We start from the raw sequence: 22114 nt of genomic DNA, 5'->3' as shown, positions 1-22114 counted from the left end.
GGGTGCTGACCGCCGCCCTCCTGCTGGTGCTCGCGCTCGTGCTCGTCCTCGCCTGCGGCGTGTACGTCGCGGCGGAGTTCTCGCTGCTCACCGTCGACCGGGCGACCGTCGAGCGGGCGGCCGAGGCGGGCGACCGCGGGGCCCGCCGGGTCCTCGCGGCGCTGACGAGCCTGTCGACGCAGCTGTCCGGTGCGCAGGTCGGCATCACGATCACGAACCTCGCGATCGGCTACCTCGCCGAGCCCTCCATCGCGCGCCTCGTCCGTCCCGCGCTGCACGCGCTCGGCCTCGCGGGAGCCACCGCGCCGGTGGCCGCCACCGTCGGCATCGTGGCGGCGACGGTCGTGACGATGGTCTTCGGCGAGCTGGTCCCGAAGAACCTCGCGATCGCCTCGCCGCTGGGCACCGCGAAGGCGGTCTCGGTGCTGTCCCGCCGCTCGACCGCGCTGACGCTGCCCCTCGTCCGGCTGCTCAACGGCAGCGCCAACGTCCTGCTGCGCACGGTCGGCGTCGAGGCGCAGGAGGAGCTGGCCTCCGCGCGCAGCCCGCAGGAGCTGGTCAGCCTCGTCCGGCGCAGCGCCGAGCAGGGGACCCTGCCGGTCGGCACGGCCGAGCTGCTGCAGCAGAGCCTGCTGTTCGGCGACCGCATCGCCCGCGACGTCATGACGCCGCGCCCGCAGGTGCACAGCGTGCAGCCCTCGGCCATGGCCGCCGACGTGGTGACGCTGACGCAGGCGACGGGGCACTCCCGCTTCCCGGTGGTGCAGGGGAACGAGGGCGACGTCGTCGGCATGGTGCACCTGCGTCACGCCCTGGCGGTGCCGCCCGAGCGGCGGGCGGCCGTCCGCGTGGAGTCGTTGATGGTCGGTCCCGTGCTCGTGCCGGAGACGCTCGAGCTCGACCCGCTGCTGGACCAGCTGCGGGCGGGCGGCCTCCAGGCGGCGGTCGTCATCGACGAGTTCGGGGGCGTCGCCGGCCTCGTGACGCTCGAGGACCTCGTCGAGGAGCTCGTGGGCGACGTCGTCGACGAGCACGACGAGCCGGACGAGACCGCGCACGAGCTCGCCGGCGGCGCGTGGGAGCTCTCCGGCCTGCTCCGCCCCGACGAGGCCTCGCGCCACCTCGGCGTCGAGCTGCCGGAGGACGACGACTACGAGACGCTCGCCGGCCTGCTCACCGCCCGGCTCGGGCGGCTGCCGGACACCGGCGACAGCGTCGAGCTGGAGCTCCCCGCCGGGCTCGACGAGCCCGGGCACCTCGTCCGCCTCGCCGTCCTCGAGATGGACGGCCGGCGGGTCGACCGGATCCGCGTCGAGCTCGAGCCCGTGGAGCCCGCCGGCGCGGAGGAGGGCGCATGAGCCCCCTGCTCGCCGCGGCGCTGTCGGCCCTGCTCCTCGCGGGCAACGCGTTCTTCGTCGCCGCGGAGTTCGCCCTCGTCTCCGCCCGCCGCAGCGCGATCGAGCCGCTCGCGGAGGGCGGGTCCCGGCGCGCGCGGCAGACCCTCGCCGCCATGGAGGACGTCTCGCGGATGCTCGCCGGCGCGCAGCTGGGCGTCACGGCGTGCTCGCTCGGGCTGGGCGCGCTCGCCGAGCCGGCGGTCGCGGACGTGCTGCACTCCGCCTTCGAGGCCGTGTCCGTGCCCGAGGCGCTCGTCCACCCGGTGGCGTTCGTCGTCGCGCTGGGGGCGATCGCGTACCTCCACATCGTCCTGGGCGAGATGGTCCCCAAGAACCTCAGCATGGCCGGGCCCGACGGCGCGGTCCTCGTGCTCGCGCCGGCGCTGCAGGCCTTCGTCCGGGTGACCTCCCCGCTCATCGCCGTGCTCGGCGCCCTGGCCAACGGCAGCGTCCGGCTGCTCCGCGTGGAGCCGCGCTCGGAGGTCACCAGCGCGTACACCCGCGACGAGGTCGCCGGCCTCGTCGAGCAGTCCCGCCGGGAGGGGCTGCTCGACAAGGAGGAGGAGCGGCTCGTGCTCGGGGCGCTCACCTTCGAGGAGCGCACCGCCCGGCACGTGCTGCTCCCGCTGCCGACGCTCGTCACCGTCGACGCCCGCGCGACGCGCGCCGACGTCGAGCAGACCGCCGCGCGCACGGGCTACTCGCGCTTCCCCGTACGCCGTGGCGGGCAGCTCGTCGGCTACGTCCACGTCAAGGACGCGCTCGCGGTGGTGGAGGACGAGCGCCAGCAGCCGCTGCCCGCGGAGGCCGTGCGTCCCATGCCCTCGGTGGCGCCGGAGGCGCCGTTGCGCCAGGTGCTGCTCGCCATGCAGGGCGACGCGGCGCACCTCGCGCAGGTCCAGGAGCTCGACGGGACCGTGCTCGGCGTCGTCGCCCTGGAGGACGTCATCGAGGAGCTCGTGGGAGAGGTGCGCGACGAGGTGAGGGGCGGCGTCCGAGTGGGTACGCGACCTTGACAGCGCACGGCGCCCGCGCTTAAGTTCGGACGTCAAACAAATCGTCTGAGGAGTGCCCGCCCATGGCAGTGCAGCCGACCCCCGCCGACAAGTTCACCTTCGGTCTGTGGACCGTGGGCTGGCAGGCCCGCGACCCGTTCGGCGACGCGACCCGCGAGCCGATCGACCCGGTCGAGACCGTGCACCAGCTCGCCCAGCGCGGGGCCTACGGCGTGACGTTCCACGACGACGACCTCGTGCCGTTCGGCTCGGCCGACGACGAGCGCACCCGCATCATCGAGGGCTTCAAGAAGGCGCTCGCCGAGACGGGCCTCAAGGCCCCCATGGTGACGACCAACCTGTTCACCCACCCGGTGTTCAAGGACGGCGGCCTCACCAGCAACGACCGCGAGATCCGCCGCTACGCGCTGCGCAAGGTCATGCGCAACATGGAGCTCGCGCACGAGCTCGGCGCCGAGACCTACGTCCTCTGGGGCGGTCGCGAGGGCTCCGAGACCGACGCCGCCAAGGACGTCCAGGCCGCGCTCGAGCGCTACCGCGAGGGCCTCGACACCCTCGCCGCCTACGTCAAGGACCAGGGCCTCGGCCTGCGCCTCGCGCTCGAGCCCAAGCCCAACGAGCCCCGCGGCGACATCCTGCTCCCGACGGTCGGCCACGCGCTCGGCTTCATCGCGACCCTCGAGCACGGCGACATCGTCGGGCTCAACCCCGAGGTCGGCCACGAGCAGATGTCGAACCTCAACTTCGTCCACGGCATCGCCCAGGCGCTCTACCAGGACAAGCTGTTCCACATCGACCTCAACGGCCAGCACGGCCCGAAGTTCGACCAGGACCTCGTCTTCGGCCACGGCGACCTGATCTCGGCGTTCTTCCTGGTCGACCTGCTCGAGAACGGCTCGCCCAACGGCGGCAACCGCTACGACGGCCCGCGCCACTTCGACTACAAGCCGCTGCGCACCGAGGACCTCTCCGGCGTGTGGCGCTCGGCCGAGGCCAACATGACGACCTACCTCCTGCTCAAGGAGCGCGCCGTCAAGTTCCGCCAGGACCCCGAGGTCCAGGAGGCGCTCAAGGCCAGCAAGGTCTACGAGCTCGGCCAGTCCACGCTGGCCGACGGCGAGACCTGGAAGGAGCTGCTCGCGGACAAGAGCGCCTTCGAGGAGTTCGACGCCGACGCGAAGGCCAAGGCCGGCTACGGCTTCGTCCACCTCGACGAGCTCGCGGTCGAGCACCTCATGGGCGCCCGCTAGCCATGCCGCTCGTCGCCGGGGTCGACTCGTCGACCCAGTCGTGCAAGGTCGTCGTCCGCGACGCGGAGTCCGGAGCCCTCGTCCGCGAGGGCCGGGCTCCGCACCCGGACGGGACCTCGGCACCCCCCGCCGCCTGGTGGGACGCGCTGCAGACCGCCATCGGCGAGGCCGGCGGCCTCGACGACGTCGCCGCGGTCGCGGTGGGCGGCCAGCAGCACGGGATGGTCTGCCTCGACGAGTCCGGGGAGGTCGTCCGCGACGCCCTCCTCTGGAACGACACCCGCTCCGCCGACGCCGCCGTCGAGCTCACCGAGGAGCTCGGCGGGGCGCAGGCGTGGGTCGACGCGGTCAACCTCGTGCCGGTCGCGTCGTTCACGGTGACCAAGCTGCGCTGGCTGGCGCAGCACGAGCCGGAGAACGCCGCCCGGACCGCCGCCGTCTGCCTCCCGCACGACTGGCTGTCCTGGAAGCTCGCCGGGTCCCCGGGCCTCGACGGGCTCGCGACCGACCGCGGTGACGCGAGCGGCACGGGCTACTGGTCGCCGGTCTCCGGCGACTACCGCCGCGACCTGCTCGAGCGGGCGCTCGGCCGCGACGCCGTCCTGCCGCGCGTCCTCGGCCCGTCCGAGGCCGCGGGGAAGACCCCGTCCGGGGCGCTCATCGGTCCCGGTACGGGTGACAACGCCGCCGCCGCGCTCGGCCTGGGCGCGGGTCCCGGCGACGTCGTCGTCTCGATCGGCACCTCCGGCGTGGCCTGCGCCGTCTCCGACGTGCCGGCCGCTGACGTCAGCGGGGCGGTGGCCGGCTTCGCCGACGCCACCGGTCGCTACCTGCCGCTGGTCTGCACGCTCAACGCGGCGCGCGTCCTCGACGCGGCTGCGCGGATGCTCGGCGTCGACCACGACGAGCTCTCGCGGCTCGCGCTCTCGGCGCCGTCGGGGTCGGGCGGGCTCGTGCTCGTGCCCTACCTCGAGGGCGAGCGCACCCCGAACAAGCCCGACGCGACGGGCTCGCTGCACGGGCTGCGCCTCGAGACGGCCACCCCCGCGTACCTCGCGCGGGCGGCGGTCGAGGGCCTGCTCTGCGGGCTCGCCGACGGGATCGACGCCCTCGTCGAGCAGGGGGCGCGGGTCGACCGCGTCCTGCTCATCGGCGGCGGCGCGCGCTCCGAGGCCGTGCGGCGGATCGCCCCGACGGTGCTCGGCCGCCCGGTCGTCGTCCCGCCCGCCGGGGAGTACGTCGCCGACGGTGCCGCCCGCCAGGCGGCCTGGGTGCTCTCCGGGGCGGCCGAGCCGCCGGTGTGGGAGCGCTCGGGGGTCGAGACGTACGAGGCGGACGTGGACCCGGCGGTCCGCGCGCGCTACGCCGAGGCGCGCGAGCTCGTGCTCGACCGCCGCGACAGCGGCAGCTGAGCCGAGCCCGGCAGCTAGACCCGGCTCGGCCAGGTCACAGACCCTCCTGGGAAGGGGACGGGGCGGGACGCGTGTTGCTCGAGGCGTGGCACGCGTCCCGCTCTCCGTCCTGGACCTCTCTCCCGTCGGCACCGGCCAGACCTCCGGCGCCGCGCTCCACGCCTCGGCCCGCCTCGCGCAGGCGGCCGAGGCGGAGGGCTACCAGCGCTACTGGGTCGCCGAGCACCATGCGATGCCCATGGTCGCCAGCACCAGTCCTGCTGTCCTGCTCGCCCACGTCGGGGCGCTGACCTCGACGATCCGGCTCGGCTCCGGCGGCGTCATGCTGCCCAACCACGCCCCGCTCGTCGTCGCCGAGCAGTTCGCGATGCTCGAGGCGCTGCACCCCGGGCGCGTCGACCTCGGCATCGGCCGGGCCCCGGGCAGCGACCCCGCGACCGCGGCCGCGCTGCGGCGGACGCTCGACCTGTCGGCCGAGGACTTCCCCGGCGAGCTCGACACGCTGCTGCGGATGCTGGGCGACCCGACACTGCCGGCTCCGCGCGGAGGGGCGATCGCGCCGACGCCCGCACCCGGCTCGTCGCCCGCCGTCTGGCTGCTCGGCTCCAGCGACTACGGCGCCCGGGCTGCGGCCGGCACCGGTCTGCCGTACGCCTTCGCCCACCACTTCGCCCCGGCCGGCACGGAGCTCGCGCTCGAGACCTACCGGGCGCTGTTCCAGCCGTCGTCGGCGCTCGCCCGGCCGTACTCCATGATCGTCGCGGCGGTCCTCGTCGCCCCCACGGAGGACGAGGCCCAGCGCCTCGCCCTGCCGCAGCAGCTCGTCCAGGTGGCGCTGCGCACCGGTCGCCCGCGTCCGGTGCCGACGGTCGAGGAGGCGTTGGCGCACGAGTGGACGCCGATGGAGCGCGCGGTGCTCGAGCACTCGCCCTCGACGCCGGTCGTCGGCGAGCCGGGCAAGGTCGTGGCCGAGCTCGACGAGCTGGTCGAGCGCACGGGCGTCGACGAGCTCATGGTCGTCACCAGCACGTACGCGCCCGAGCACCGCGAGCGCTCGCTGCGCCTGCTGGCCGAGGCCTGGCGCGGCTGACGCACTATCCCACTTTGATCGGGGGCCTCGATCAAGTGGGGCTCACCTCGAGGAGATCCCCTCGAACCCGTCCCCGTTCGATCGGGGACCCCGATCAAACGGGGCCTGAGCCAACGCCCGGGAACGCGCGGACCGCGCGCGTGCGTCATCCTGCTCGTCAGCAGCACGAGCGGGGGAGGGGTCGCGTGCCGGGCCGCGAGGAGGTCGGGGAGGCGGTCGAGCGCGTCGTCGGCACGGTCAAGCCGCGGCTGCGCGGGTGGCTGCACGCCGGGACGTTCCCGGTCGCGGTCGTCGCGGGCATCGTGCTCGTCGCCGTCTCGCCGACGGAGCGGGCGCGGGTCGCCACCGCGGTCTTCGCGCTGACGGCGGCGCTGCTGTTCGGGGTCAGTGCGGCGTACCACCGCTTCACCTGGTCCCCGCGCGCCCACGCGGTCCTCATGCGCCTGGACCACTCGAACATCTTCCTCATCATCGCCGGCACCTACACGCCATTCGGGGCGCTGCTGCTGCCGCCCTCGCGCGGCCAGGTGCTGCTCTGGACGGTGTGGACGGGCGCGCTGCTCGGCGTGCTGTTCCGCGTGCTCTGGTGCGACGCTCCGCGCTGGCTCTACACCCCGGTCTACATCGCGCTGGGCTGGGTCGCGGTGTTCTACGTGCCCGAGATCCTCGAGCACGGCGGCGTCGCCGTGCTCGTCCTGCTCGTCGTCGGGGGGGCGCTCTACTCCGCCGGCGGGCTCATCTACGCCGCGCGCCGGCCCGACCCCTCGCCACGGTGGTTCGGGTTCCACGAGGTCTTCCACGCGCTCACGCTCGCGGCGTTCGTCGTGCACTACGTCGCCGTGTCCCTGGTGGCGTACACCTCGGGCTGACTAGGCTCCGGGGCGTGCAGATCGTCCTTGCCGAGGACAGCGTCCTCCTCCGCGAGGGCATCACCCGGCTGCTCGCCGACGCCGGCCACGAGGTGGTCGCCGCTGTCGCCGACGGGCCCTCGCTCGTCGCCGCCGTCATCGAGCACGAGCCCGACCTCGCCCTCGTCGACGTCCGGATGCCGCCGACCCACCGCGACGAGGGGCTGCGCGCGGCGGTGGAGGCCCGCGAGCGGGTGCCCGGCCAGCCGGTGCTCGTGCTCAGCCAGTACGTCGAGGACGCCTACGCCGCCGAGCTGCTCGCCAGCGGCGCCGGGCGCGCGGTGGGCTACCTGCTCAAGGACCGGGTGGCGGACGTCGCGGACTTCCTCGCGGCGCTGGACCGGGTCGTCGGGGGCGAGGTCGTGCTCGACCCCGAGGTCGTGGCGCAGGTGCTCGTCCGCCGGCGCAGCTCCGACCGGCTCGAGGCGCTGACGCCGCGCGAGCGCGAGGTGCTCGCGCTCATGGCGGAGGGCCGCTCCAACGCGGCGATCGCCGAGCGCCTCGTCGTCACCGAGGGCGCGGTGGAGAAGCACGTGACCAGCGTCTTCACCAAGCTGGGGCTCCAGCCCGACGCCGGGGACTCCCGGCGCGTGCTCGCCGTGCTCGCCTGGCTCGGGTCACCCTGACGGGTGAACCACACGCGTGTAGTTACAGGGCGGGTAGGATCACGACGAAGGACTGGTCGACCGCAGCAGGACGCAGCACCGCACGATCCCGAGGAGACGCAGTGGACGCCGTTCGAGCGAGCAGCACCACCCTCGCCGCCGCGCCGGTGGGCACCACCTCCCTGACCGAGCGCGAGCAGGAGATCCTCGCCTTCGAGCGCCAGTGGTGGAAGTACGCCGGCGCCAAGGAGCAGGCCGTCCGCGAGCTGTTCGACATGTCGGCCGCGCGCTACTACCAGGTGCTCAACGCCCTGCTCGACCGCCCGGACGCCCTCGCGCACGACCCCATGCTGGTCAAGCGCCTGCGCCGCCTGCGCGCCTCGCGCCAGCGCGCGCGCTCGGCGCGCCGCCTCGGCTTCGAGGCCTGAGCGTGAGCGGTCCCGACGGGCCCTCGCCGCTCGGGGGGCTCGGCGCCCCCCGCCAGGGCGCGCACCGCGGCGCCGCGCACCCGCTGCGCTCGGCCCTCGTCTCGCTCGTCGCCGTCGTGGCCGTGGTCGCCCTGCTCGGCGGGCTCTACCTCGCCTTCGGCTCCCCGAGCGGGAGCGGCGGCGGAGCCGACAGCGCCGACGACGCGGCCGTGAGCACCTCGTCGAGCGCCGCGGCCTCCCCGACGCCCACGCCGACCGCGGCAGCCGCCGCGCCCACTGTGGGCGAGCCGTCCCCGAGCTCCTCGGACTCGGGGAGCGCGAGCGCGTCGCCCAGCGACAGCGCCACGTCCGGCGCTGCCGGCGACGAGGCCGGCTCCGCCACCCCCTCGGCGACGCCCAGCGAGGGGCCGGGCGCGGGCGACGAGGGCGGGCTCAAGGACCTGCCGGTCTCCGTGCTCAACCAGTCGGGCCGGACCGGGCTCGCCGGCCGCACCGCGAGCCAGCTGCGCAGCCTCGGCTGGACCGTCTCCGGCGTGGGCAACTTCCACGGCAAGGTGCCGGCCACGACCGTCTACTACCCCGACGGCGCCTTCGCCGCGGCCCAGGAGCTCGCGGCCGAGCTCCCCGGCAGCCAGCGCATCCGCCCCGCGTTCGCCGGGCTCTCGTCCAGCCACCTCACGCTCGTCCTCGCCTGAGCGGCGTGGCCCTCGACGCCGCGACGCCCGCCGGCCGCGCCGGCCTGGCGGCCCTGCTCGCCGACCCCCGTCGCGCGATCGTCGGGCTGGACTTCGACGGCACCCTCGCTCCGATCGTCGACGACCCCGCGCAGGCACGGGCCCACCCCGACGCGCTGCCGGCGCTGCAGGCGCTCGCCCCGCTCCTCGGCCGCGTGGCCGTCGTGACCGGCCGCCCGGCCGCACTCGCGGTGGAGCTGGTCGGCCTCGCGGGGGCGCGTGGGCTCGAGCACGTCACCGTGCTCGGCGCGTACGGCCGGGAGCGCTGGGACGCCGCCACCGGCGAGGTGCAGGCGCCGCCCGAGCCGCCCGCGGTCGCGGCCGCCCGCGCCGAGGTCGCCGAGCTGCTGGCGCGCACGGCGCCCGACGCGCACCTCGAGGACAAGCCGGCGGCAGTCGCCGTCCACACCCGGCGCAGCGCGGACCCCGAGGGCGCCTTCGCCCGGCTGCGCGAGCCGGTGCGCGCCGTCGCGGAGGCCCACGGGCTCGCCTTCGAGCCGGGACGGCTCGTGCTCGAGGTGCGCGCGCCCGGTGCCGACAAGGGCGCGGCGCTGCGCGGGCTGCTCGAGGAGCTGGGGGGCGCGTCCGCGCTCGTCTTCGTCGGGGACGACCTCGGTGACCTCCCGGCCTTCGACGAGGTCGCCCGCCAGCGGGAGGCGGGGGTGCCCGGGATCTGCGTCTGCAGCGGCTCGACCGAGGTGGCCGAGCTCGCCGAGCGCGCCGACGTCGTCGTCGACGGACCCGCGGGCGTCGCGGCCTGGCTGCAGGAGCTCGCGGCCGCGCTCGACCGCTAGGGCCGCACCGCCGCCAGGTCCTCCACCTGCGCGGCGAGCCACTGGCCCGGCGGCAGCGCGGTGGCGGCGTCGACGAGCTCGCGGGTGCGCCGCGCCCGCTCCTCGTCGTCCATGCCGAGGGCCGCGTGCAGGGCGGCGGCGGTCCCGCTCACGTCGTACGGGTTGACGAGCAGGGCGGCGTGCCCGAGCTCGGCGGCCGCTCCCGCCTCGGTCGAGAGCACGAGCGCGCACCCCCGCGTGGAGAGCGCGGGCGCCTCCTTGGCCACGAGGTTCATGCCGTCGCGGATGGGGTTGATGAGCAGCACGTCGGCGATCCGGTAGGTCGCGAGCGAGCGCGGGAAGTCGTCGTCGACGGAGAGGATCAGCGGCGACCAGCCGGGCCGGGCGAACTCCTCGTCGATCTCCGCAGCGAGGCGCTGCACGCGGGCGGTGTACTCGCGGTACTCCGGCAGCGCGTTGCGCGAGGGGACGGCGCCGACGACGTGCACGACGCGGCCGACCCACTCGGGGTAGCGGCGCAGCAGGTCGCGGTAGGCCAGCAGCCCGCGCAGGATGTTCTTCGAGAGCTCGGTGCGGTCGACCCGGGCGATGACCTTGCAGTCGCCGATGCGGGCCAGCAGCGCCTCCTCGTGGCGCGCGACGTCCGCCCGGCCCGCGCGCTCGCGCAGCTCGTCGGCGTCGATGCCGAGGGCGTGCACGACGACGCGGGTGGTGCGCCCGTCGTGCCGGACCTCGCCGCCGACCTCCTCGCGGACCACCTCGGCGCCGAGGACGCGCTCGCAGCAGTCGAGGAAGGCGCTCGCCCAGCGCGGCGCGAGGAACCCCGCCGAGTCCGCGCCGAGCACGCCGAGCAGCACCTCGCGGGCGAGCCCCTGCGGCAGCAGCGAGAAGTACTCCGCGGGCGCCCAGGGCGTGTGCGAGAAGTGGCCGATGCGCAGGTCCGGGCGCAGCTGGCGGAGCAGCCGGGGGACGAGCGTGAGGTGGTAGTCCTGCACGAGGACCTTCGCCCCGGGCGCGGCGTCCTGGGCGAGCCCCTCGGCGAACGCCTGGCTGTAGACGCTGAAGGCGCTCCACTCGCGGGCGAACGACCCGTCGAAGACCGGCGCGGTCGGCGTCGCGAACAGCAGGTGGTGCAGGAACCACAGCGTGGAGTTCGCGATCCCGTTGTAGGCGAGGTCGAAGGTGCGCGCGTCGATGCCCTCGGGCGTCGAGAGCATCCGCACCCTCAGCCCGCCGGTGTCGTGGCCGGCCTCGTCGAGCCGGCCGTGCGGGCTCCGGCGGGCCGCCTCGCGGTCGGCGTCCGAGAGGGCGGTGCAGACCCAGAGCGGGTGCTCGCCGGCGTGCCCGGCGGACATGATCGCGGAGACGAGGCCGCCGCCGCCCCGCTTCGCGCGCGGCGCACCGTCGGCGTCGAGCGTGAACGAGAGGGGCCCGCGGTTCGAGGCGAGCAGCACGGGCGCGACCACCCTCCGCAGCCTACTGACGCGGGCCCGCTCACGTCGCCGCCCTGGTGAGCCGAAGGGAGGACGTGCTCCTCCGCAAGTGCCGCGCCCTCGCCGCCCTCCTGCTCGCCGCCGCGGCGACAGCCGCCGTCGCCCTGCCGGCCGCCCCCGCCTCCGCCCGCAGCACCTCGGGCGGCGACGTGTCCTGGCCGCAGTGCACCGAGCACCCGGGCCACGGCCTGCCGCCGCCGGGCAAGGGCACCGGCTTCGTCGTCATGGGGCTCACCAGCGGTCTGCCGTTCACGGAGAACCCGTGCATCGACCGCCAGCTGGCGCACACCCGCGCCATCGGGGCGCGGCTCGCGGTCTACACCTTCGCCGCGATGCCGACCCCCGTCCAGCTGCGCGAGCTCGGGCCCAGCGGCCCGTACGACGGCGGGACGCGGCTGGGGGCGCTCGGCAACGTCGGCTACGCCCAGGGCGCCTGGGCCGTCTCGGTCGTGCGCGGCCGTGGCGTGCAGGTGCCCGTCGTCTGGCTCGACGTGGAGCACCGCAAGGTGCAGGACTGGGCGCACGACACCGCGGCGAACCGCGCCGTGCTGCTCGGCGCGGTGCGGGCGCTGCAGGAGGCGGGCTTCGGCGTCGGGTTCTACTCGTACGCGTACGGCTGGCGGGAGATCACCGGCGGCATGCGCTCCGAGCTGCCGGTGTGGGCCACCGCCGGGCGCCGCGGCCGCGCGGGCGCGCTCGCGATGTGCCACCAGGCCTCGTTCTCCGGCGGTCCGGTCGTGCTGACCCAGTGGTACGACGACGTCCGCGACTCCGACGCGCTCTGCCCGACGCTCGCCCGTCCGGTCAGCGTCGAGAGCGACGACCTGCGGACGTACGCCGGGCTCGTCCTCAAGCGCGGCTCGCACGGCCCGGCCGTCGCGGCGCTGCGGCGGCGGCTCGGGATCGCCCCGGCACCGCAGTTCAGCCGGGCGACGGCCCTGGCCGTGCGTCGGTTCCAGCGCGCCCACCACCTCGCGGTCGACGGGGTCGTCGGCCCCGTGACGTGGCGGGCGCTCGGCGTCGCGCCGCTGCCGGTCCGCGTGCCGGGCCCGGTGTGGGACCGGTGGTTCGGCACGCCCTGACGGTGCCCGCGAGCATCGTCTATCCTGGTCCGTGCCGACTGCTCCACCGGGCAGGACGGCACCACAACTGAACACCGCTCATCCAGAGGGGCAGAGGGAACGGCCCGTTGAAGCCCCGGCAACCCTCCACGACGTCTCGTCCTCACGAGGCCCGTCGTGGAGTAGGTGCCAACTCCGGCCTGCGGAAAGACCGCAGGGAAGATGAGGAGAGGCCTCGCACCATGACGCTCCTGAGCTCTGACTCCGTCACCTCCTTCGGCCCCGCCGTCGCCCTCGCCTGCCGCGAGTGCGGCACGCGCACCGAGCTCGGCCCCCACTACGCCTGCCTCGAGTGCTTCGGCCCGCTCGAGGTCGTCTACGACGTCCCGCGCGTGACCCGCGAGCAGATCGCCGCCGGCCCGCAGTCGCTGTGGCGCTACAAGGACTTCCTCCCCGTGCCGGCCGACGTCGCCTCCCAGCCCGGTCTGCGGCCCGGCTGGACCAAGCTTGTCAAGGCCGACAACCTGGCGCGCGAGCTCGGCATCCGCTCGCTGTGGGTGAAGGACGACTCGGGCAACCCCACGCACTCGTTCAAGGACCGCGTCGTCGCCGTCGCGCTCTCGGCCGCCCGCCAGCTCGGCTTCACGACGATCGGCTGCGCCTCCACCGGCAACCTCGCCAACGCGGTGGCCGCCGCCGCAGCGCGCGCCGGGCTGCGCTCGGTCGTCTTCGTCCCGAGCGACCTCGAGGCCGGCAAGACCGTCACCACCGCGGTCTACGGCGGCACGCTGGTGGCCGTCGAGGGCAGCTACGACGACGTCAACCGCCTCTGCAGCGAGGTCGCGGCCGACCAGCCGTGGGGCTTCGTCAACATCAACCTGCGGCCCTACTACGCCGAGGGCTCGAAGACCGTCGGCTTCGAGGTCGCCGAGCAGCTCGGCTGGCACCTCCCGGAGCAGGTCGTCGCCCCCGTCGCGTCCGGCTCGCTGCTCACCAAGGTCGACAAGGCGTTCAAGGAGCTCGGCGCGGCCGGGCTCGTCGAGGCCACGCCGTACAAGGTCTTCGGGGCGCAGGCCACGGGCTGCTCGCCGGTCTCGCAGGCCTACCGCGACGGCACCGACGTGGTCCGCCCCGTCCGGCCCAAGACCATCGCGAAGTCCCTCGCGATCGGCAACCCGGCCGACGGCCCGTACGCCCTCGACGTCGTGCGCCGCACCGGCGGCGCGATCGCCGACGTGAGCGACGAGGAGGTCGTGGAGGGCATCCGCCTGCTCGCGCGCACCGAGGGCATCTTCGCCGAGACCGCAGGCGGCGTGACCGTCGCCGTGACCCGCAAGCTGCTCGCCGCAGGGCTGCTCGACCCCGACGCCGAGACCGTCATCCTCAACACCGGTGACGGGCTGAAGACCCTCGACGCCGTCGCGCCCGTCGTCGGCCCGAGCGCCACCATCCCCCCGTCCTACGACGCGTTCCAGAAGGCAGGGCTCGCATGAGCGTCAGCGTCCGCATCCCGACGATCCTCCGGACCTACACCGGTGGCGCCGCCGAGGTGACCGCAGAGCCGGGCGACGAGGCGACCCTCGCCGACCTGCTCGAGGCGCTGGAGACGAGCTACCCCGGGATCCGCGGGCGGGTCCTCGACGACGGCGGCGCGCTGCGCCGCTTCGTCAACGTCTACGTCGGCGACGAGGACGTCCGCTTCTCCGAGGGCCTCGCCACCCCGACGCCGCCCGGCTCGTCCGTCTCGGTCATCCCCGCGGTCGCCGGCGGCTGAGCCCGCGGTCCGTACGACTTCTCGCGTAGTGGTGGTGCGCGGCGCCGCGCGGCACTACAGTCTCGCCGACCCGGCACCCGCTTCGGGGAGCCGCATCGCGAGACAGCAAGGAGCAGCAATGGCGCAGGGCACGGTCAAGTGGTTCAACGGCGAGAAGGGCTACGGCTTCATCGCCGTCGACGGTGGCGCGGACGTCTTCGTCCACTACAGCGCGATCGACATGCCCGGCTTCAAGACCCTCGAGGAGAACTCCCGCGTGGAGTTCGAGATCACCCAGGGGTCGAAGGGGCCGCAGGCCGACAAGGTCCACCTCGTCTGACCTCCCGCAGTCGCGCTGACGGCCCGGTCCCCTCGGGGGTCCGGGCCGTCGGCGTACGCGGCGCAGCCGGTGCCGGACGCCTCCTCGTCTCGCCGGGCGCAGCGCGTGGTGGCACCATGGTGGCGCGCGTGCGCACGCGCGACCCCCGGGCGCGCGCCCGGGAGGATGGGGTGGAGGTGGAGTGAGCGAGGCCGGCACGACCGAGCTCCCGGCGCAGGCGCTGCTGGGGGTGGAGACGACCAGCGCGGCCGACCGCCGGGCGCTGCCGCGCGTGCTCTCCGACGCCCCCGCCGCGGTGCTCATGATCGACACGGCGTCGGGCACCGTCACGTACTCCAACCCGCTGGCGCGCGAGCTCGCCGGCGGCCGGCTGCCCTGCCCGGTCGAGGAGTGGGCGGCGCGCGCCGGGATCACGGTGCCCGGGACGAGCGAGGGGGACGACCCCGGGCCGGGGCCCTTCGCGCTCGCGGCGGCCGGCAGCAGCGTCAACGGCGTCCCCGTGCTCGTCCCCCCGCGCGAGGGCGCGCGCGCCCGTGTCATGTGGGTGACCGCCTGGCCGCTGCCCGCCGTGGCCGGGCTGCGGCAGGTCAGCCTGCTCGTGCTGCTGCCGGTGGAGCCGGGGCTGCTGCGCGACGACCTCATCGAGGTCCGCAACCGCGCGCTCGTGGCCGCCGGGCTCTCGTTCACGATCACCGACCCGCACCAGCCGGACAACCCCCTGGTCTGGGTGAACCCCGCGTTCCTCGGCACCACGGGCTACACGCAGGAGGACGTGCTCGGGCACAACTGCCGCTTCCTGCAGGGGCCCGACACCGACCCCGCCGCCGTCGCCGAGCTGCGCCACGCGGTGCGCGCGGGCGAGCCCGCGCAGGTCGTGCTGCTGAACTACCGCAAGGACGGCTCGGCGTTCTGGAACGAGGTCTCGCTCTCCCCGGTCTTCGACGGGCTGGGCGCGCTGACCCACTTCGTCGGCGTCCAGGCCGACGTCACGGCGCGGGTCGCCGCCGAGCTGCTGCGCGAGGAGCGCGTCCGCGAGGAGCAGGGGGCCCGGCAGCGGGCGGAGGTCGTGCAGGAGCGGCTCGCGCTGCTGGCCGACGCGACCGAGAGCCTCGTCGCGACGCTCGACGCCCGGGAGGCGCTCGCGCGGCTGGCGGACCTGCTCGTCCCGCGGATCGCCGACTGGTGCATGGTCGTGCTGCCCAGCGAGCGCGACAGCTCGGCCGCGACCGAGGTCGTCGTGGGCTCGGCGGACCCCGCCCACGAGGCCGACCGCGCGCTCGTGGAGCGGCTGCTCCCCTCGCAGGCCGGGCCCGCGTCGCTGCTCTCGGAGTCGATCGCCGGCGGCGCGCCGCGCCTGCTCGCCGAGGTGGGGGAGCAGGACCTCGTCGACGTGGGCAGCCCGGAGCTCGTCGACGCGTACCGCCGGATGGGGCTCGGCTCGGTCATCGTCGTGCCGCTCGTGGGCCGGCACGGCCCGCTCGGGGCCCTCGCGCTCATCACCTCGGGCTCGGGGCGGCGCTACGACGAGGACGACCTCCAGCTCGCGACGGACCTGGCCCGGCGCGCGGGGCTCATCGTCGACAACGCCCGGCTCTACGCCCGTGAGCACCGCGTCGCCGAGGCCCTCCAGCGCAGCATGCTGCCGGAGCTGCCCGACGTGCCGGGACTCGACGTCGCCGCGCGCTACCTCCCCGGCGGGGTCGGCGCCCAGGTCGGCGGTGACTGGTACGACGTGCTCGCCCTCCCGGACGGTTCCGTGGGCGTGGCGATCGGCGACGTCATGGGGCACGACATGGCCGCGGCCGCGGCGATGGGGCAGCTGCGCAGCGTCCTGCGCAGCTACGCCTGGCAGCGCCAGCGCCCGGGCCAGGTGCTCGACAGCCTGGACCGCCTGGTGCAGGGCCTCGACATGGCGCAGCTCGCGACCGCGGTGTTCGCCCGGCTGGTGGGCGACGAGGAGACCGACACCGTCTCCCTGGAGTACGCGAACGCCGGCCACCTCCCGCCGATGGTGCTCCAGCCCGACGGGACCGTCCGTCGGCTCAGCGGGGCGTGGTCGGTGCTCATCGGCGCTCCCGGCGAGGGGGCGCGGCAGACCGCGACCGAGCAGCTCGAGCCGGGCTCGACGCTCGTCCTCGTGACCGACGGGCTCGTGGAGGTGCGCGGCCAGGACCTCGAGGACGGGCTGCAGCGGCTCGAGGACTGCCTGCGCTCGCTGGTGGGCGCGCCGGACGCCCAGGCCGTGCTCGACGGGCTGCTCGCCGGCGTGCGTCCCGATGCTGCCGACGACGACATCGCCGTGCTCGTCGTCCGTCTGCTCCCCACGCCCGGCTGGGTGCGCGAGCGGGTCGAGCTCCCCGGCGACCGCACGGCCCCGAGCGCGGCGCGCCGCGCGGTCCGCTCGTTGCTCGCCGGGGCGGACGACGAGCTGCTGCAGGTGGCGCTGCTGCTCACCAGCGAGCTCGTCAGCAACGCCGTCACGCACGGCGGCGGGGGAGCGGTGCTGCGCGTGGAGCGCCAGGGGACGCGCGTGCGCGTCAGCGTCGCGGACAGCTCGGGCGACTCGCCGGTCGTGCGGCACCAGGGCAGCGACGGCACCGGCTACCCCTCCGAGCGGGGCCGCGGCGTGCTGCTGCTCGACAGCCTGGCCCGGGCCTGGGGGAGCGACCCGGACGACGAGGGCAAGACCGTCTGGTTCGAGCTCGACGAGCGGGCGTGAGCGCCCTCGAGCGGCTCGAGGCCGAGCTCGCCGGCGCGGGACCGCTCGTCGTCGCGTACTCCGGCGGGGTGGACTCCGCCCTCGTGCTGGCCGCGGCGCTGCGGGTGCTCGGGCGCGACGGCGTGCTCGCCGTGACGGGACGCTCCCCGGCACTGGCGCAGCGCGAGGACGCGGAGGCCGGGCGGTTGGCCGCGCTGCTCGGGGCGCGCCACCGCTACGTCGAGACCGCCGAGGGCGACGACCCGGGCTACCGCGCCAACGCCGGCGACCGCTGCTTCTTCTGCAAGTCCGTCCTGCTCGACACGCTGCTGGCGCTCGCCGCCGCCGAGGGCTTCGCGGCGGTGGCGACGGGCACCAACGCGACGGACGCGCTCGACCCGTTCCGCTCCGGCATCCGGGCGGCCGACGCCCGCGGCGTCATCGCGCCGCTGCGCGCGGCGGGCATCCCGAAGGACGAGGTGCGCCGGCTCGCCCGCGAGCTCGGCCTGCCGGTGTGGGACAAGCCCGCGTCGCCCTGCCTCGCCAGCCGGGTGGCCGTGGGGATCGAGGTGACCCCGCGGCGGCTGCGGCGCATCGAGGACGGCGAGGAGGCCGTGCGGCGGCTCGCCGCCGAGCGCGGGGTCCCGCTGCGCGACCTGCGGGTGCGCGACCTCGGCAGCAGCGCGCGCGTCGAGCTCGACGCCGCCGCGCTCGAGGGTCTCCGGGTCGACGACATCGAGGAGTGCGTCCGCGCCGCCGGGTTCTCGGGGGAGGAGGTGGCCGTGGCGGCCTACCGCTACGGCTCCCTCAACGAGGGGCGGACTGCGGGCGCGTAGCGTCTGCGCCATGAGTGCAGCCGTTGCCGGCGGGAGCGCGGACACGCTGCCGCTCCAGGACGTCCTGGCCCTCGTGGCCGAGCAGGTGCGCGCGCTCGGCGTCGAGGGCGCGCGCGTCTGCGTCGTCGTCCCCGACGACACCCGCAGCTGCCCGCTGCCCGAGCTGCTCGGCGCGCTGCGAACGGGGCTGGCCGGCGCCGCCGCGGTCACCGTGCTCGTCGCCCTCGGCACGCACCCCGAGATGCCGCCCGAGCGGCTGTCGCGCTGGCTCGCCGACGGGCGGGAGCTGGGCGCGGCGTACCCCGGGTGGGAGGTGCGCCAGCACGAGTGGTGGCGGCCGGAGACGTTCGTCGAGCTCGGCGTCATCCCGCGCGCGGAGGTGGAGGCCATCTCGGGCGGCCTGCTCGCCGAGGACGTGCCCGTGCGCGTCAACCGCGCGGTCGCCGAGCACGACCTGTGCCTGGTGCTCGGGCCCGTCTTCCCGCACGAGGTGGTCGGGTTCTCCGGTGGTGACAAGTACTTCTTCCCCGGCATCTCCGGCCCCGAGGTCATCGGGACCTCGCACTGGCTGGGCGCGCTGCACACGAGCAAGGAGATCATCGGCACGACGGGGATCACCCCCGTGCGCGCGCTCATCCACCGCGCCGCCGAGATGGTGCCCGCGCGCCGCGCGTGCGTCGCGCTGACCGTCCGCTCCGGCTCCCACGACGTCTACCGGGTGGCGGTGTCGGAGCCGCCGGTCGAGGCGTGGGCGGCCTGCGCCGAGGTCTCGGCGCAGGTGCACGTGCGGCGGCTCGACCGGCCCGTACGCCGGGTGCTGTCCGTCGTCTCCGAGCGCTACGACGAGATGTGGACCGCTGCCAAGGGGTTCTACAAGGTGGAGCCGGTCGTCGCGGACGGCGGTGAGGTCACGCTGTACGCGCCGCACGTCACGGCCGTGAGCCACACCTTCGGCGAGCTCATCGAACGCGTGGGCTACCACTGCCGGGACTGGGTGCTGGGGCACTGGTCCGAGGTCGGGGACGTGCCGCGCTCGGTGCTCGCGCACTCGACGCACGTGCGCGGGGCCGGCACGTACGACGTCGTGACGGGGGTGGAGCACGCGCGGGTGCGGCTGGTGCTCGCGACGGGGATCCCGGAGCAGACCGTCCGTCGGCTCGGGGTGGACTACCGCGACCCCGCGACGGTGGACGTCGCGGAGTGGGCCGACGACCCGGAGGCGCTCGTCGTGCCCGATGCGGGCGAGGTGCTGTTCGGGCTGCGCTGAGCGCGCCCGGGGACGACAGCACCCCCCGGCCGGAGGGAGCCAGGGGGTGCCGTCGTGCGCGGGACGCGTCAGCCGTTGGCTGCCGGCACCCCGTCGATCCAGAACTGCTCGGGCAGCGTACGGGCCAGCTGGCCGTCGAGGACCGGCGTGAGCACGAGGCTCACGGAGACCTGCTTCCCGCCGTAGACGGTGCCGGAGTACGCCGGCAGCGTCACCGTGACGAACGCGCCGTCCTGCGAGACGGTCACGCCCTTCTGCTTGCTGCTGACCGTGAACGCCGTCGGCAGGGCGAAGGTCACGCTGGAGACGTGAGCGCCCGGCTTCTTCGGCGACGCGGGGTTGCTCACGACGAGCGTCGCACTCGTGGGGCCCGTCGTGTTGCGCGAGCCGAGCGTGATGCCCGCCTGCAGCGGGGTGGTTTGCAGGTCCGCTCCGTTGTCCTGGTCGGCCAGGAACGAGGACACCCACGACAGCGGGGCGTTCCAGTTGATGGTCAGCTCGTTGAGCGACCACGCGCCGATGTCGTCGAGGTAGCAGAACTGCGTGATGCAGCCCTTGGTGAACGTCGCTGCGGCCACGGGGTCACCGGTGCTCAGCGTCGTGGAGTTCGGGCCGCCGGCGATGGTGCCCGACGGGGGGTTCGGCAGCGACGGGTCCAGCTCGTGGGAGTAGATCCGCGAGTGCTGGTTGTGGGAGTACTTCGTGCCGTAGCCCGTGATGTAGGACTGGTTGAGGGCGTTGCGGCCCAGCAGGTAGTCCATGCTCCGCTCGACGCCGTCGCGGTACTTCGCGGCGTCGGTCAGGTCGTAGGCCGTGCCGATGACCTGCATGTTGTTGAGGATGGAGCTGTTCGAGCCCCAGGCGTAGTTGCCACCGGCCGGCGCGTAGGCCTGGCCGAAGGGCTGCGCCGCCTGGTCGGCGAGGTACTGGTCCGCCGCGTCGATGACCGACTGCCGGATGGCCGCCCGGCCGGGCAGCGCGTTCGGCACCGTCGCGAGGTCGAGCCGCGCGAGCGCCGCCACGTGGCCCCAGTCGAACCCGTCGTGCGTGAACACCGTGCTGGTGGCGGCGGAGTTCCACGGCGAGGCGAGGACGTCGCTGCGGAAGCTGCTGTCACCGGTGGTGAGGTACAGCTCCGAGGCGGCCCAGTAGAACTCGTCGGTCACGTTGCTGTCGTCGTACGGGCCGCTGCCCGGGTTCGGGTCGAGGCTCGCGTCGGGCGCCGGGGCGTACAGCGCGGGGTTGGCCTTGGCCGCGGCGTAGGCGGTCTTGGCCGCCTGCAGCAGCTTCTGGGCGTAGGCCGCGTCGTACGGCGCGAACAGGCGGGCACCCTGCGCTGCCGTCGCTGCCACGTTGAGCGTCGCCGCGGTCGACGGGCGGTAGAGCACGCGCTGCTGCGGGTCGTGCGCCGGGTCGAGGGGGAGGCCGGTCCAGTTGGCGTCGGCCACCTTGTGGAAGACCATGCCGGCGAGCGGGTGACCGGGCTTCACCTGCATCTTGAGGAAGAAGTCCAGCTCCCACTTGGCCTCGTCCAGGATGTCCGGGACCGCGTTGCCGCGCTCGGGGACGCGCAGGGTCGAGTCGCCGAGGGCGCCCGCGTCGGTGGACGGCGCGTCCTTGGTGCGCTCGAACTCCTGCAGCAGCTGACCGACGGCGATGCCGCCGTTGACGACGTACTTGCCCTGGTCGCCGGCGTCGTACCAGCCGCCCGTGACGTCCGAGGTGTAGTCGCACGTCCAGGGCGCGTCGCCCTGCTTGACCAGGATCTTCTGCGAGTCGTCGCTGAGGCTCTGGCAGGGGACCGCCGTGTCGCCGGTGTTCGGCGCGACGCCCACGTGCCCGGCCGCCCGGCCGTAGCCCGGCGCGACGCTGTCGAGGATCGGGGTGCCGCTGCGCTGGGTGTAGAAGACCGTCTTCGAGTCCTCGCGCAGCTGGTCGTACGCGCTGCCGGAGATCGCGAACGGGTAGCTCGTCTGCCCGTCGGCCACGAGGGTGTAGCCGGTGCCGGGCGTGGTGTAGGACGTGAAGTCGATCGTGTGGACGTTGAGCCCGGCCGTCGGGTCGACGCCCTTGGGCGTGCTGACGCCCGAGGCGACGACGGTGCCTCCGGCGTTCTCCAGCTGCCACGGCAGGGGGTCCGTGGAGGTCGTCACGAGCGTCGCGCCCTTGGGGCCGGCGGGGAGGTAGCCGACCTGGTTGACGCGCACGCGCGGGCCGGTGTCGGGCGTGTAGACCGGCACCTCGGCGCCGCCCTTCACCGACACGTCGTCGATGCAGAAGGTGTACGCCTTGTCGTTGCTGATGTCCTGCGAGAACTCCAGCGCGGGCGTCGCGCCGAGGTCGGCGTTCTCGGTGAAGCTGTAGGTGTACTGCTTGTGGGCGCCGGTCGGGTTGACCTTCGTCGACGGGAACGCCGCGGCGTAGTTGACGTCCGCGCCGCCCTGGATGACGACGCGGGGGTACGGCGCGACCGTGTCGGCGCTGCCGCCGTCGACGCTCGCCCACGCGGTGAAGGTGAACGCGTACGTCGCGCCCTTCACGAGGTTCTTGAGCGGCTGGCGGATGGCGGCGGAGTACGCGCCGGTGCCGGCGGGGACCGTGAGGCAGCCGGCGCCGTCCTGGACGGCGAAGGCGGGGTAGCCCTCCCAGCCCGTGGTGCCGTTGCTGAACGAGCCGTTGACGACCTGCTCCGGCTCGTCGGCCGAGGCCGCGGGAGCAGTGGTGCCGAGCAGGACGAGCCCGACGGCGCCGCTCAGGGCGGTGGACCGCCCGAGGGTCCTTCCGGCGCCCTGCCGGCGGGGGGTGAACGGGGACACGCGGCCTCCTCGACCTCGATGTCGGAGATCTCCGCACAGTGCGAGAGAGCGCTCTCTAGCGGCGCCCCGTCATCCAATGCCGCGCCCCGCAGACTGTCAACGGGCAGGTGCCCCCGCTTCGGTCACGACTTGGTCTCGGTGGTGCAGCAAGTCGCGCGCTGCGACGGAGGCGGTGCGGAGCGGGGTCGGTCCGGCGCTCCGCGCTCCGTCGGTCCG

Annotated in this window: 19 protein-coding genes and 1 riboswitch; of the genes, 17 read left to right on the top strand and 2 right to left on the bottom strand. The window is 74.8% G+C overall.

The window, feature by feature from the left end; genetic code table 11:
- Positions 1-2: 2 nt before the first annotated feature.
- The 10 genes from EV189_RS14825 (at position 3) to otsB (ending at position 9634) form a co-directional block, all read left to right on the top strand.
- Positions 3-1358 (top strand): hemolysin family protein, encoded by a 1356-nt coding sequence (locus tag EV189_RS14825; RefSeq protein ID WP_231116411.1) that lies wholly within the window; start codon positions 3-5, stop codon positions 1356-1358.
- A complete protein-coding gene (locus EV189_RS14820; protein WP_130493679.1) occupies positions 1355-2413 on the top strand; it encodes a hemolysin family protein in 1059 nt (352 codons plus the stop codon). Before EV189_RS14825 ends, EV189_RS14820 begins: the two co-directional genes overlap by 4 nt.
- Before the next feature lie 62 nt (positions 2414-2475).
- Positions 2476-3663 (top strand): xylose isomerase, encoded by a 1188-nt coding sequence (xylA, locus tag EV189_RS14815; RefSeq protein WP_130493678.1) that lies wholly within the window; start codon positions 2476-2478, stop codon positions 3661-3663.
- 2 nt (positions 3664-3665) lie between these two features.
- Entirely contained in the window at positions 3666-5075 is a 1410-nt protein-coding gene (gene xylB / locus EV189_RS14810) for a xylulokinase (protein ID WP_130493677.1), read from the top strand.
- 85 nt (positions 5076-5160) lie between these two features.
- Positions 5161-6165: an LLM class flavin-dependent oxidoreductase gene (locus EV189_RS14805; RefSeq protein WP_231116410.1), complete on the top strand. Its 1005-nt coding sequence runs from the start codon at positions 5161-5163 to the stop codon at positions 6163-6165.
- A 185-nt stretch (positions 6166-6350) separates the two neighbouring features.
- Entirely contained in the window at positions 6351-7034 is a 684-nt protein-coding gene (gene trhA / locus EV189_RS14800; RefSeq protein ID WP_130493676.1) for a PAQR family membrane homeostasis protein TrhA, read from the top strand.
- Positions 7035-7048: 14 nt separating this feature from the next.
- The gene (locus EV189_RS14795) at positions 7049-7699 is read left to right on the top strand and encodes a response regulator (protein ID WP_130493675.1); all 651 of its coding nucleotides are present in this window, start codon (positions 7049-7051) and stop codon (positions 7697-7699) included.
- Positions 7700-7800: 101 nt separating this feature from the next.
- Entirely contained in the window at positions 7801-8106 is a 306-nt protein-coding gene (locus tag EV189_RS14790) for a DUF3263 domain-containing protein (RefSeq protein WP_130493674.1), read from the top strand.
- 2 nt (positions 8107-8108) lie between these two features.
- Positions 8109-8801 (top strand): LytR C-terminal domain-containing protein, encoded by a 693-nt coding sequence (locus EV189_RS14785; RefSeq protein ID WP_130493673.1) that lies wholly within the window; start codon positions 8109-8111, stop codon positions 8799-8801.
- A gap of 5 nt (positions 8802-8806) precedes the next feature.
- Positions 8807-9634 (top strand): trehalose-phosphatase, encoded by an 828-nt coding sequence (gene otsB, locus EV189_RS14780; protein ID WP_231116409.1) that lies wholly within the window; start codon positions 8807-8809, stop codon positions 9632-9634.
- Here otsB and EV189_RS14775 read toward each other — a convergent pair.
- Entirely contained in the window at positions 9631-11100 is a 1470-nt protein-coding gene (locus EV189_RS14775; protein WP_231116408.1) for an alpha,alpha-trehalose-phosphate synthase (UDP-forming), read from the bottom strand. The two genes, otsB and EV189_RS14775, sit on opposite strands and share 4 nt — an antisense overlap.
- A 62-nt stretch (positions 11101-11162) precedes the next feature.
- On the opposite strand from EV189_RS14775, the gene EV189_RS14770 reads away from it, so the two are divergent.
- The 7 genes from EV189_RS14770 (at position 11163) to EV189_RS14740 (ending at position 19082) form a co-directional block, all read left to right on the top strand.
- A complete protein-coding gene (locus EV189_RS14770) occupies positions 11163-12209 on the top strand; it encodes a peptidoglycan-binding protein (RefSeq protein WP_130493671.1) in 1047 nt (348 codons plus the stop codon).
- A gap of 75 nt (positions 12210-12284) precedes the next feature.
- A riboswitch (SAM riboswitch) is annotated at positions 12285-12417 on the top strand.
- Positions 12418-12430: 13 nt separating this feature from the next.
- Positions 12431-13681 carry a threonine synthase gene (thrC, locus tag EV189_RS14765; RefSeq protein WP_130493670.1) on the top strand — a complete coding sequence of 417 codons (1251 nt, stop codon included), beginning with the start codon at positions 12431-12433 and terminating at the stop codon, positions 13679-13681.
- Positions 13678-13962, top strand: a complete 285-nt coding sequence (locus EV189_RS14760) for a MoaD/ThiS family protein (RefSeq protein WP_130493669.1) — start codon at positions 13678-13680, stop codon at positions 13960-13962. The genes thrC and EV189_RS14760 overlap by 4 nt, the downstream gene beginning before the upstream one ends.
- A gap of 118 nt (positions 13963-14080) precedes the next feature.
- Complete coding sequence (locus tag EV189_RS14755; protein WP_130493668.1) at positions 14081-14281, top strand: cold-shock protein; 201 nt, start codon at positions 14081-14083, stop codon at positions 14279-14281.
- Positions 14282-14462: 181 nt separating this feature from the next.
- Positions 14463-17000: a SpoIIE family protein phosphatase gene (locus tag EV189_RS14750; protein ID WP_130493667.1), complete on the top strand. Its 2538-nt coding sequence runs from the start codon at positions 14463-14465 to the stop codon at positions 16998-17000.
- Positions 16997-17815 carry an ATP-dependent sacrificial sulfur transferase LarE gene (locus EV189_RS14745; protein WP_130493666.1) on the top strand — a complete coding sequence of 273 codons (819 nt, stop codon included), beginning with the start codon at positions 16997-16999 and terminating at the stop codon, positions 17813-17815. The genes EV189_RS14750 and EV189_RS14745 overlap by 4 nt, the downstream gene beginning before the upstream one ends.
- 10 nt (positions 17816-17825) lie before the next feature.
- Positions 17826-19082 carry a lactate racemase domain-containing protein gene (locus EV189_RS14740; RefSeq protein WP_130493665.1) on the top strand — a complete coding sequence of 419 codons (1257 nt, stop codon included), beginning with the start codon at positions 17826-17828 and terminating at the stop codon, positions 19080-19082.
- Between the two features lie 68 nt (positions 19083-19150).
- Here EV189_RS14740 and EV189_RS14735 read toward each other — a convergent pair whose 3' ends face one another.
- Positions 19151-21898, bottom strand: a complete 2748-nt coding sequence (locus EV189_RS14735; RefSeq protein ID WP_231116407.1) for a glycoside hydrolase family 9 protein — start codon at positions 21896-21898, stop codon at positions 19151-19153.
- Positions 21899-22114: the final 216 nt, after the last annotated feature.

Origin of the sequence: Motilibacter rhizosphaerae, assembly GCF_004216915.1 — a bacterium.
Classification (GTDB): domain Bacteria; phylum Actinomycetota; class Actinomycetes; order Motilibacterales; family Motilibacteraceae; genus Motilibacter; species Motilibacter rhizosphaerae.
Note: the sequence above shows the minus strand (reverse complement) of the source record. Positions and strands in the feature narration are given on the sequence as shown.

What these genes read in the sequence shown, in the direction of transcription:
- EV189_RS14820 (WP_130493679.1), top strand. Translation starts at nt 1,355, where the DNA reads ATGAGCCCCCTGCTCGCCGCGGCGCTGTCGGCCCTGCTCCTCGCGGGC.
- xylA (WP_130493678.1), top strand. Translation starts at nt 2,476, where the DNA reads ATGGCAGTGCAGCCGACCCCCGCCGACAAGTTCACCTTCGGTCTGTGG.
- xylB (WP_130493677.1), top strand. Translation starts at nt 3,666, where the DNA reads ATGCCGCTCGTCGCCGGGGTCGACTCGTCGACCCAGTCGTGCAAGGTC.
- thrC (WP_130493670.1), top strand. Translation starts at nt 12,431, where the DNA reads ATGACGCTCCTGAGCTCTGACTCCGTCACCTCCTTCGGCCCCGCCGTC.
- EV189_RS14760 (WP_130493669.1), top strand. Translation starts at nt 13,678, where the DNA reads ATGAGCGTCAGCGTCCGCATCCCGACGATCCTCCGGACCTACACCGGT.
- EV189_RS14755 (WP_130493668.1), top strand. Translation starts at nt 14,081, where the DNA reads ATGGCGCAGGGCACGGTCAAGTGGTTCAACGGCGAGAAGGGCTACGGC.
- EV189_RS14740 (WP_130493665.1), top strand. Translation starts at nt 17,826, where the DNA reads ATGAGTGCAGCCGTTGCCGGCGGGAGCGCGGACACGCTGCCGCTCCAG.